7 protein-coding genes are annotated in these 12,324 nt (G+C 64.0%); 5 read left to right on the top strand and 2 right to left on the bottom strand.

Going from position 1 to position 12,324, the window contains the following annotated elements:
* Positions 1–306 precede the first annotated feature (306 nt).
* Both LKE50_04545 and LKE50_04540 read left to right on the top strand, forming a co-directional pair.
* Positions 307–855: a flavodoxin family protein gene (locus LKE50_04545; protein MCH3967880.1), complete on the top strand. Its 549-nt coding sequence runs from the start codon at positions 307–309 to the stop codon at positions 853–855.
* 132 nt (positions 856–987) lie between these two features.
* Positions 988–3,363, top strand: a complete 2,376-nt coding sequence (locus tag LKE50_04540) for a M6 family metalloprotease domain-containing protein (protein ID MCH3967879.1) — start codon at positions 988–990, stop codon at positions 3,361–3,363.
* A gap of 34 nt (positions 3,364–3,397) precedes the next feature.
* Here LKE50_04540 and LKE50_04535 read toward each other — a convergent pair whose 3' ends face one another.
* Positions 3,398–3,958: a TetR/AcrR family transcriptional regulator gene (locus LKE50_04535; GenBank protein ID MCH3967878.1), complete on the bottom strand. Its 561-nt coding sequence runs from the start codon at positions 3,956–3,958 to the stop codon at positions 3,398–3,400.
* A 118-nt stretch (positions 3,959–4,076) separates the two neighbouring features.
* Here LKE50_04535 and LKE50_04530 point away from each other — a divergent pair, with 118 nt between their 5' ends.
* Positions 4,077–4,769 carry an HXXEE domain-containing protein gene (locus LKE50_04530; GenBank protein ID MCH3967877.1) on the top strand — a complete coding sequence of 231 codons (693 nt, stop codon included), beginning with the start codon at positions 4,077–4,079 and terminating at the stop codon, positions 4,767–4,769.
* A gap of 507 nt (positions 4,770–5,276) precedes the next feature.
* Here the strand turns inward: LKE50_04530 and LKE50_04525 are convergent.
* The gene (locus LKE50_04525) at positions 5,277–8,516 is read right to left on the bottom strand and encodes a hypothetical protein (protein ID MCH3967876.1); all 3,240 of its coding nucleotides are present in this window, start codon (positions 8,514–8,516) and stop codon (positions 5,277–5,279) included.
* Positions 8,517–8,722: 206 nt separating this feature from the next.
* Here LKE50_04525 and LKE50_04520 point away from each other — a divergent pair, with 206 nt between their 5' ends.
* Positions 8,723–10,933 carry a hypothetical protein gene (locus tag LKE50_04520; GenBank protein ID MCH3967875.1) on the top strand — a complete coding sequence of 737 codons (2,211 nt, stop codon included), beginning with the start codon at positions 8,723–8,725 and terminating at the stop codon, positions 10,931–10,933.
* 170 nt (positions 10,934–11,103) lie between these two features.
* Positions 11,104–12,324, top strand: coding sequence for an ATP-binding cassette domain-containing protein (locus LKE50_04515; GenBank protein ID MCH3967874.1), 1,221 nt, complete (start codon positions 11,104–11,106; stop codon positions 12,322–12,324).

Below are 12,324 nucleotides of genomic sequence, written 5' to 3'. Positions count from 1 at the left end.
CGTTCGGACCTCGACGGCTGCCACAAAATCGAACTTAGCCATGGTTCGAGCAGCGCACCGTCATGACATATGTTTTTGAATCTCAAAGTAACGCCTGGTAGAACGCATGCACTGGTGAGCATCAAGTGTCGTATCTCGCGCCATGGCTCAGTCAGACGATGTCTTTCTTCGGATTTGCGCCAGGCCTGTCGTGCCGCCGTCATGCACCGAGTGCATACCCAGCATCCGGACCAGGCATTTTACAAGACACCGTCTGGGGCCGATGATGTCATACGACAAACACCTCACCCCAGACAAGGAGCACCCATGAGCAAGGTCGTCATCCTGAACGGATCTCCCCGCAGGAACGGCAACACCCAGTCTATGAGCGCAGCGCTCGCCGAGCGTGCCAAGGAGAGCGGCCACGAGGTCGAGACCCTCGACCTCCAGAAGCTCAAGATCCATGGTTGCGCCGCCTGCGACGCCTGCTACACCACAGGCAAGCCCTGCGTCTTCGATGACGACCCTTGGAACACGGTGGCACCTGACATCCTCACCGCCGACGTCGTGGTCTTCTCGGGACCTGTCTACTGGTACGGCATGACGGCGCAGCTCAAGGCCGTACTCGACCGCATGTACTGCCTCTTCCACAAGGGCGACGAGTTCACCGGCAAGCAGACGGCACTGCTCACCTGCTGCATGGACGAGGACGAGTCCACCATGAACGGCGTGAGGTTCGCCTTCGAGCGCTCCGTCAAGCTCATGGGCTGGGACGTCATCGGCGAGGTCCTGGCCGCGGGCGTCGGTGCCAAGGGTGACGCCCAGGCAAAGGGCGCCTGTGACAAGTCCGCTGCCCTGGCAGACCTCATCAGCTAGGTGTCGCACCACTCACGGTGCGCGGAGGGAATACCGCCCTTCAGCGCACCGTGAAGTCGTATCCTCATTGATATGTATTCCGTGAGGCCGCCTATGACCTCATCGGACGTAGCACCGATGAGGAGGGGTCCCATGCTTCGCCATACCACGCAGACGAGCACCCGTCGCCTTGCCGCCTATGCCCTGGCCGCCGTGCTCACGCTCGCTTGTATGATGGGTCAGCCCGCGTCTGCCGTCGCCGTCCCCGCTACCACGGCCGAACAGACCTTCGCCCAGCCCGACGGCTCCAGCTTCACCGGCTACATCAAGGGTGACGAGTGCTTCAGCTGGTACGTGACCTCGGCCGGTACCCTCATCCAGAAGGACCCAGCCACGAGCACGTGGCGCCAGGTCACACGCGCTTCCGACGGCGCGCTCCAGCTGGGCCCCGCCGCGCAGGATTCCGTGGACGATGCTGCGCTCACCGGCAGCGACCTCACCGACTCAGACGAGACCGCCTATCGAGAGCTCTCCGGTGCCACGGTCGATGGCGACGGGCTTTCCGCCTCCGGGTCCGGGGACCTCGTCACCCTCGACAGCATCCAGAGCACCACAGCTGTCGAGGCCGAGAGCCTCACCACGCAGTCCGAGACCAGCACGCAGGCCACGAAGTCCATCCCCGTCATCACCATCGTCGTAGGCTTCGATGACGTGAGCGACCCGTCCGCTACCTACGCGCACATCCCGTATAACAGCACGTATGACTGGGGCACTTACATGTACTCAGGCGAGTACAGCCTCACCGCGTTCTACTCCCAGATGTCGGACGGGCAGTTCACCTGGCTTCCTGCCAGCGAGACGTGCGCATACGGCACGGACGGCGACACCAACACGGCGGACGCCGTCAACGACGGCATCGTCCACGTCACCATCGACCACGCCCACCCCAACATCAGCAGCGACTTCACCAACGCCGAGAAGGTGCGAGGCTTTGGTGAGACGCTGTCGGAGGCGCTGCAAGCCGCCGCCCCCTATGTCGACTTCGCCTCCTTCGACACCAACCATGACGGCAAACTGGAGAACGAAGAGGTGGGCATCTGCTTCGTGATCGCCGGTTATGAGGCCTCGACGACGACCGACCAGCCGTCCATCTGGGCGCACCAGTCCAAGTTCACGCAATACCCCACCTCGTCCTTCTCGGTCGACGGGGTCGAAGCCCTCTCCTACGTCGCCGTAGGCGAGGACATGTATGACGGCGAGGTCATGGGGCACAACACCATCGGGACGTTCACGCACGAGCTGGGGCACTACCTGGGGCTCCCCGACCTCTATGACTCGACCAACCTCCGAGACGGCGCCTGGAAGGACTACACCGTGGGCGGTATGTCGACCATGGACATGGGTGCCAACGGTTCCACACTCGGAGGCGAGATTCGGCCCGTCGACCTCGACGCATACTGCCGTACACTGCTGGGATTCGTGACGCCCACAAGAATCGACCAGGACGGCACGTACACGGTTACCTCGCAGACCGATGCCGCGGGCTACACCTGCTATCGCATAGACGTGAGCGCCGACGAGTACTACCTCATCGAGAACCGCGAGTACGAATCCTTCGACGAGGCGCTGCAGACGTTCTATTTCCTCGGCCAGGCGGTGGTGCCGAGCAACCTAGAGCTCTATCCCTATGCGAACCTCGGGGGAGGCATCGTGGCGTGGCACGTCGACGACGGCGTCGCCACCAGATGCGGCGTAGGAAGCGAGTGCGACAAGGACGTGGAGAACACCGTCAACGTGACCACGCACCGACCGGGCGTCATGCCCATCTACCCTGAGGTGAGCTCAATCGGGGGCGGCCGCGCCCTCTGGCGGTATCCCTTCATGAACAAGACCACCATCAACACGATCGAGCTCGGCACGGACAAGCTGCTCGAGTACGACGGGTCCGATGACCTGGCCGCCCGCGTGGACTCCGGCATCACCATCTCCACCAGCGACGACGGTGCGACCTCGATGACGTTCACGGTCGACTTCCCCGACACGGTGAGCACGCTCGTGGCCGGCGGTTCGTGCGAGCTGGCCGCCAGCGGGGCCACGCTGTCCTTCTCGTCTGCCACGGAGAACGTGAGCGATACGCTCACGCTGCAGGTCTTCGATGCTGACGGCAACGCCATCGACGCTGGGTGGGCACACGTCGCCTACCCCGTGGGCGCCGACGGCACGGCCACGGGCTCCATCGCCTTCCCAGCTAACACCGGCACCGATCCCGTGACCTATACCGTCCGCGTCCTCGCGAACGGCACGGAGGTCAACACAAGCGCACGGGTCACCGTGACCGTGGCCAGCGTCGCAACTGCACCGGAGGGTTCCGGCACACAGGAGACCACGACCACGGTCAGGGCCGCCACGACTTCGAGCATCCCCGCCACGGGTGACGGCACCATCCCAACGGCGCCACTCGTGGCGGTTGGCACTGCAGGAATCGCCCTCGCCGCGGGCCTTCGCCGCCGCCAGGTGCGCGTCAGTTAGACAAGATCCCCCTCTGCTGGGATCCTCGTCAGCTTCACGCCCCGCTGCCACGCGCGATCATGGCCACCTGCCCCTTCACGATGTCCGCGACCTCGTCCGGGCTCTCCGTGCGACCGCGCCTCAACCACGTGGTGAGGATGCTGATGGTGAGGCCCGTGCGCAGCGCCATGAAGTAGTCGCCCTCGCCATCGGGAAGACCCGGCACGCTGCCATAGCGCTCCTGCAGGGCATCGGCGGCCCGCATATGACAGGCATAGATGATGTCCTGCCGGTCGATCCGCACCAGCAGCTCGAGGATGTCGCTGTGACGCATCCAGTACTCGAAGTATCGCCGGACAAGACCCAGCTCATCGGCGAACCCTTCGGGCCCGCACTGGCCCAGGACCTCGGCAAAGCAGGCGTCGCACCTCCACGTCAGCACGTCCGAGACGTCATCGAAGCAACGGTAGAAGGTGGTCCGCGCCACGCCCGAGGCCCGTTGCAGGTCGCTCACCGTGATACGGTCGAAGGGCTTCTCCTCAAGGCACCGGAGGAGTCCCTCGTAGATCGTCTCGGCCGACCGCTCGCTGCGCTTGTCGTGGCTGATGTGGTACATGGCGTCTCCTCAGGTTCCGCTACGACCTTCGTCCCTCGTGGAGCACTCGTTTCGCAACCATTGTATCGGTACCTACCATTTCGCTACATTAGTTTCGTAAATCGACGAGAGGAGCGTCATGGAGACAATCATCCAAGGTTGGCTGTCCATCTGGCTCTATGTCATGGTCGGCATCGGCATCTATCTGGGCTGGCAGGTCTACAAGAACCGCGCCACGTGGTCGAGGGTCCAGATTCTCTGCACCCTCGCCGTCATCGTCCTGGTGCTCCACGTGCTGGAGGAATGGGTGTTCCCCGGTGGCCTGCACTACTCGTACAACCTGAGCCACGGGTCGGACATTCTCAGCCGCTATCCCATGAACCGCCTCACCGACATGGTCACCAACTTCGGCGGCGTGATCCTGGGCGTGGTGGTGCTCAAGGTCTGGGGGTTCCGAAAGCCGGCAGGTATCGCCATCATGCTCTTCTCCGGGTTCGAGGTGGTCATCCACGTGGCCATCGGCATCACGTCGATGCAGACCTTCGGAACCTACGGCATGAGCACCCTCTACTCCCCCGGGCTCGTCACCGCACTCTTTGGCTTCCTGCCCGTGGCCGTGGGCCTGGCGATCGAGCTGTTCGGAAAGGCGCCGCGACCCACCGCCAAGCAGTGGGTCATGGCGGTGGCCACGATGTTCGCCCTGTGCTTCCTGCTCATCAACCTGCCCGAGGACCTACTGGGAAGCCCTGACTCGCCCTACGCGTTCACCGACCGCGGCTATTATGCACAGTATGCCCAGGCCTTCGAGGCAGACACGGGACTGACCTACTAGCCGAGAGGGGCCGACCCATAGGAAACGGCAGATGAACGCTTAGACAGGCTGCCCGACGGGCGGCATCGATGTCGATGCCGTCGATCCACGCCGCACCCATGGGAGATGGTTCGAGAGCCTGGTGGCAAGAAATCGAACTTAGCCATCGTTCGATGCGCCGCAATCATGACGCTAAATTGTTGATGCTTTGCGAGCAAGACATCCACCAGTGGTTATTGAATATCAATATTCATCTTGTTCTGATGAGGCCTGAGCCGACGATGTCTATCTTCAGATTTGTGCCACCGCTCGGACGGAGAACCACCTCGCGACACCTCATCAACAGGAGCTTTCGGTTCAGCCGTCGCCACCGACCGCGCGACATAGCTTGTGGACCCATGAGCTCCCACGATTTCGTGCAAGGTTCACGGCCTGGTCATAGGCCGTATGCCCCGTTTGTCCAGAAGGCCCTCACGAACCGTCTCGTTACGCCCGTCGGGTATCCTCGCCGCGACCCAGACACCTGGGTCAGCGCAAGTGGGACCCGACATACCGGCGGCGGCGGAGACGCCAGGCCACCATCACAGCCAGCACACCGCACGTGACCCCCACCATGAGGGGCCATGCGGTCGACCCGCCTGCCTTCGTCGCCGTCACGGGCACATCGGTCTTCGTGTTGAGGAAGTCTGCCCGCGTGAGATCTGTGCCGACCTCGCCCGAGGCCACGCGGCCGCTGGTGGTGAGGGTCGCACCGGTGCCGACCGCGTTCCAGCCGTCCGTGGTGGGGAGGGTCAACGTATAGCCATCAGCAGCATCCTCGGCGAACGAGAACGTCGTACCCGTGAGCACATCGGTGAGGTCGAGGTATTGACCATCCGATAGCGAGAAGCTCGCGGGCGTACCTGACGTGAACGTCACCGTGGTGCCGGTCGCGTTCCCATCCGCATCGCAGACCGTGGCCACGAAGCTCGTGACTGCACTGGCCGACGCCTTGGTCATCGTCCCCGTGAACGAGAAGGACTTGGTCATGTCCGCGTAGGTCCCACTCACATGTTTGTAGACCCTGAGAGGGCCTGTGGTGCCCCATATCACGTTCGCGGCAGAGCCAGCGACACCATAGAGGGTCGCATCGCGGTCGTCGGTGAAGCGTTCCAACCCTGAGTAGGCCGTGGCCGGGTCAGAGCTCGTGGAACCGAAGACGGTGCCGGCCTTATAGTTGCCAGAATAGATGCCCACCTCACCACCTGTGAGGTTGCCAGTGACGACGAGCTTGCCGTTGCCTCCCGTAAGGGCGACGTTCCTGGTCGTCACGCTTGCGTCGTCGGTATCGGTGTTGGTGTTACCCGTGATCGTCGGCGAATCCTGTATGTTGACCGTCGCATTATAGGCAAAGACCGCTCCGCCGGACCAGCTGGAGCTGGAACAGGTGTTGTTCTTCAACGTGGCGCTACCTTGGATGTTGATGGCGCTTCCAGCAGCACCACCGTGGATGACCGCACCGTTTGCCAAGCAGCTGTTGCCTGTGGCCGAGAAGGTGCCGCCAAGCGTCGTGGTGCAGACGCCACCCGTGGCTTGCATGATGGCCCCACCCGACGACGCGGACGAGTTGCCATTCAGCTCACCGCCGTCGGCCGTGAACGTGGAACCGGGCTCCTGATAGAGGAACCCACCGTAGTTGTTCGTCGTCGTGCACCCCTTACCAAGGGCGCCATCATGCATCTCCATCGTGCCTAAGAGGTAGACTGCGCCGGCGCCTGTCGAACCACCACCCGAGATGGATGCCTTGGAGCTCTGTATGGTGCAGCCGGAGCCCATGACGAAGGTGCTCCCAGACGCGACAGCGAGGACGCCACCAGGCTTGTCGGAGGAGTACGTGTCCTTCTGGCCATCAACGGTGATGCCCTTCATCGTGAGCTTCGTGCCTGAGACCGTCGTGAACAGGCTGCCACCGGTGTACCCACGGTTGATGGTGTTGGAGGCGCTGGAGTCCATGCTCGTGATGGTGAAGGTCTTGGCGGGAAGCGTGATCCCTGCCGTCTGCGTGACGTCCTGGAGCATCTCGATGGTCTGGTTGTCGTCGACAGCGGCACAGGCGGCGGCAAGCGAGGCATAGCGGGCGAGGACCGTCCCCGTGACGTCGTCTCTGATCTGACAGACGTAGGTGCCCCATGTGACGGCCGAGCCAGTGCCGGCAGTGCCCATGAGCGTCGACGTGGAGTCATTGAAGAGCTTGTCGAGGCTGGTGGTGGAGCTGGCCGTGCCGCTCGAAGCAGCGGCGAACTGGGCATCTTGCGCGAGCAAGGACGGCGTGCTCGAGGTGATGCCCACATTGGCGGAGGTAGTCAGGTCGCCGATCTTCAGGGAGGTCGCGGAGTAGGCCATCACGTCAGCCGCCGCACCCGCATAGGTCGTGTTTCCCGAGATCATGGGACCGCCCGAGATGGTCACCGTGCCGATTCCGTCAAAGCCGGCGACAGCCGCGATGCTGACGCCCATGCCGTCGGTCGAGCTGAGCCTGTTACCGGTGATGGAACCACCCGAGATGTTCACCACGGTATCCGCGCGAGCGCTGATGGCGCTGCCGGAACGCTTCGCGGTGCACCCGGATATGGACCCGCCACTCATGTTGATGGTGGCATTGGCGTTCATCGCGAAGAGCGCGCCCCCATCGTAGGAGGCGGCACATCCCGTGATCGAGCCGCCGCTCATGTTGAGGGAGCTTGTCGCCCCGATGACGGCGACAGCTCCACCATGAGAGCCGTTGCAGTTGGTGATGGAGCCACCGGTCATGTTCATGGTGCCGCTGCCAGCAACTACGAACGGGCAGCAGGTGTACTGCTCTTTGGTGGTATTCCCACAGCCGCTCACGGTGGTGCCGGACAGCTCGATGGTACCGTTGCCGACATAGGCAACGGACCCGCCGCCGTTGATGCCCTGGGGGGCCACGATGTTGCAGCCTGAGATGGTTCCACCTGCCAGCTTGAGCGTGCCGGCGCTCACGTTGAAGACGCTGCCCCCGCTCGCACCGCTGGTGTTGGTGATGCCCGTGATGGTGGTGGTTCCGGCCACCTCGGTGGTACCGCCGGTGACCGAGAAGAGCGCGCTCGTCCGGTCCGTGGTGCCGGTGAGCGCACAGTCGGTGAGCGTCGTGGTGCCGGAGGTGGTGATGGAGGCGGCCTTGGCAACGGTGATGGTGCAGCCGTCGAAGCTCATGGTGCCCGCGTTGGTGAGGTAGCTGGTATCGCTGAGGTTGATGGTGCAGTCAACGAACCTCATGGTGCCGGCTGCCGCACAGTCGAGGTGACTTGCCCCGGTGAGGTTGATGGTCATGTTGGTGAAGGTGGTGACGTTGGCGGCGGTGCCCGTGGTGATGGAGGACGCGCTGGTGAGGTTGAGGATCTGCGGGTCGGCCACCGTGCTCGAGGTGCGGAAGTACTTGTTCATGGCCGTGCCGCCCGGGTCGAGCGTGGCCCCCGAGAGCGTGCACTCGTCCTTCAGGGCGAACCCGCCCAATATGCCGTTGTAGGCAGCGTTGCTGTATTGGTCGATAGAGGACAGCCAGGTGGTCATCGTTACGGATGACCCGGTGGCCTCGCCCCCGCCATCGGTGCTGCCGCTCATATAGAAGACGTCACCAGACCCGGTGGCAGCGGCATGAGCAACCCTCGGGGCGACCGCGACGCAGGCACACAACACCAGGCATGTCATGAGGCGCAGGATGGCCCTGCTCCCTATGAGTCCCGTGCCATGTCGGGATACCTGTTCCAAGACGCCTCTCCGATGGACGAATAGACCCTCCAACAGTATGCAAAGTATACATTCAACGGATGGCATACGAGAGGCACGAAGGCCTTTTCCAGCGCTCTCACCGAAGAGTCGACTGAACCAGGGTCCGACCAGAGTAGGATGCCATATATCAAAGTCCTTCCCTCTGATGAACCGCCAGGTGCTCCTCGAGAAGATCGGACCTCACCATGGCTGGCCTCACGCTGCGTGCCATCCCCGTACACCCGACGACCCGCTCGGGTGATTCCTCCAGGAGTCCCGCCATCGTCCGCGCGCTTCCCTGCCTCATCGCAGGCATGCTGATGGCGCTGTCGCTTGTCTGCCTCCTGCCGACCTCGGCGCTCGCCCAGACGGACGACACCATACAAGGGGTGTTCCTCTCACCTGACTACACCACGACGACCTCCGCGACCAGCGACGTCGCCGCATTCTACCGCTACAGCGACACCTACTTCGACTCGCCCGCGTCCACGTTCGACGCCCAACTCGCCGATATGTCCCTCTGCCTGTCCATGGCCACCCTGCCCGCCTCGAGGACGGACCTGACCACCTATGCCGACGCAGACTGCAACGTACAAGCCCTTCTGGACGAGACGGGCTTCACCGACGTCGAGAGCCATGACCTGGATTCCGTGCCCACCGCCGACTCGGTGGGCTTCGTCATCGCAAGCAAGCAGGTCACGGGCGCAGATGGCCCATACACGCTCGTGGTCGTGAGCGTGCGCGGCGAGGGCTACGGCATGGAGTGGCTGAACAACGTCATGACAGGTGACGTCGGCGACCATGCCGGCTTCACCACGGCGGCAGCAAAGCTCGTCAGCGCCCTCGACGAGTACATGCAAGCCCATGTGACAGGAAACGCCAAGCTCTGGCTCTGTGGCTACTCCCGCGGCGCAGCCATCGCCGACCTCGCGGCCGCACGCCTCGGCGCGCAGGAGTCGAGCCCCTTCGCCGACATCTATGCCTACCTCTTCGCCACACCCAGGACGACCGTCGACACCGAGGCTGACGCGGCCCTCTATGACAACATCCACAACGTGGTCCTCCCCGCCGACCTCATCACCAGCATCCCCCCGAGCGACACCGGCTGGGACTTCACCCGCTATGGCACGGACCACGTGCTTCCTGACGCGGCGGACACAGGCTACGCCCAGAGGCGCGATGACATGCTGGCCCAGCTGGCCGCCATCTCGCCCGACGCCCAGTACCTGGTAGACGACTTCATGGCAAAGAAGCTGGATGGCAGCTCGCTCGTGGATGACCCAGCCTCCGCCGTCAAGACGCAGGGGGAGTTCACGTCGGTCCTCGCGAGCTTCCTGGCGAAGAACCTCTCCCGAGAGCTCTACGCCACAACGACTTTGTTCGACCCGTCCGTGCAGGACGCGCTGACCTATCTGATGGGCCTCTACTATGGCGCGACGCCCACCCAGAAGTCGGCATTGGTCGAGTCCGTGACTGCATCGGCAAAGCCTTACATAGACGCAGGCGACTACACGGGACTGCTCTTCAACCTAGGCAAGGTGGTGAAGCAGGCCGTGGGCGATGCCGGCATCGTGGCGGACGCGACGAAGCTCGATGAGTCGACGAGCAGCGTCCAGACCGCCGTGTTGGGTCTGGCCTTCTCCGACTACTTCCAGGGCCTCCCCAACGTCGGCACGCTCGTCGGCAACTTCTCGGGCATCTATAACGCCCACAGCTACCAGACCTACCTGGCATTCCTTCGGGCCGAGGGTGGTGCCTTCGCGAATCCCCAGGCCCCCACCGCGACGCAGGCGGCAGGCTACCGCCAGCTCGTCCTCGACGTGCCGGCTGACGGGTCGGCCCTGAACATCACCGTGACCGATACCGAGACCGGCGACGTGGTGGCGACGCTCGAGGATGCCACCATCCTCACGAGGAGCGACCCCACCATCCATGCGCGCCTGAGCGATGGGAAGGTCGTGGTCTACCTGCCACTCGGAACGACCTACGACGTGAGCATAACGAGCGCCTCCGACGTCGACGTGACGCCGACGATCCGCGAGTTCTCATACCAGAGCGACACCTTCACGCGCACGGAGACGCTCGCCTCGATACCGCTCACGGCGGGGACCGTGCTCACGGTGAGCATGCCGGCAGTCACGGCGGAGGCCGTGGCGGAAGGCTCGGACGTGGTCTACCAGGAGTGGGTCCCGTCCACCCCGAGCTCGCCCTCGACACCGGCGACGCCCACGACACCAGCGACGCCCACGACACCGGCCACCGCAGACACCCCGGGCGAGGCGACGACGACCCCCTCGTCCTGGGCGAGGGCCTTGCCCGACACGGACGATGGCACAGACAGTGGCGTCGCGACGGCCATGGTGCTTCTCGGCACGCTCTGCCTCATGGGCTCGACGCTGGCGAGAAGGACCCGCTGACTGACGGGCTGCCCCACCGCATGGCCACAGACGCCCATCCGACCCCCGTCCTCCGCACGTGTGCCACCGTTAGCCGGTAAAGACGCACGTAGGGAGCCAGTTCTTCGACACCGCTGGGTATGATGTGGGCAAGTCCGACATCGCGGCGCCCTCGAACGAAGGCGGGACCCATGGACCAGTCTGCCATCCGACACTACAAGGCGATCGGCCAGGTGCAGCTTGCGATCGCGAACGCCACGACCCTCGACGAGGCCGTGCGCGCCGGCCTCAAGATCATCATCGAGCAATGTGGCGCGTCCATGGCGGTGCTGTGGTACCTCGACCGCGACGGTGACGGCCAACTCCATCCCTACTACTGGATATGCCCCCATGACCTCACGGCCGTGACCCATCGCCCGGGCGAGGGCATCGTGGGTCGCACGTTCACGAGCGGGGCCTCGGAGCGCCTCCTCGACTTCAAGGCCTGTGACCTGCCGGCAGATGACGTGGGCCTCCCCGACGTCGACATCACCTCGCTCGTCTGCGTGCCCGTCTCGAACAGCCACGAGACGCTCGGCTGCCTCGAGTTCATCAACCGCTCCGACGGAGGGCCCTTCTCGGACGAGGACGCCGACACCTGCGAGATCATGGCCATGATGGCGGCCATCGCCCTGGATGAGAGCGACCTGACCCTACGGCCTTGGACGCCAGGCACGACCATCATGAGCCTGCGCGACATCACGCGCGACTTCACCAACGGCTCCATCGTCACCAAGGTGCTGAAGGGGGTCAACCTCGACGTGTACGAGGGGGAGCTGCTCGTGCTCCTGGGCGAGTCGGGCTGTGGGAAGTCGACCCTCCTGAACATCGTCGGTGGCATGGATGAGGCCAGCTCGGGTAGCTTCACCTTCATGGGCAGGGACTACTCCACGGCCAGCCGCGCCGAGCTCACCGAGCTCAGGCGCGACTACATCGGCTTCATCTTCCAGTCATACAACCTCATGCCCAACCTCACCGCCTCCCAGAACCTCCGGCTCATCGGCGAGCTGGTCGACGACCCGCTCGACTCCGACGAGGCCCTCGAGATCGTGGGCCTGGGCGACCGCAAGACGAGCTACCCCTCGCAGCTGTCAGGCGGCCAGCAGCAGCGTGTCTCGGTGGCGCGCGCCCTGGTGAAGAACCCCAAGGTCATCCTCGCCGACGAGCCTACCGCGGCCCTCGACTACGCCACGAGCATCGAGGTCCTCTCGCTGTTGGAGAAGGTCGTGCGTGACGGGGCGACGCTGGTCATGGTCACCCATAACGAGGAGATCACCCGCATGGCCGACCGCGTGGTCAGGATGCGCGACGGCCGCATGTACGAGGTGGTCGTGAACCGCCGCCCCGCCCACGCGACAGACCTGGTCTGGTAG

The organism is Atopobiaceae bacterium (assembly GCA_022483015.1).
Classification (GTDB): Bacteria; Actinomycetota; Coriobacteriia; order Coriobacteriales; family Atopobiaceae; genus JALCUE01.
Note: the sequence above shows the minus strand (reverse complement) of the source record. Positions and strands in the feature narration are given on the sequence as shown.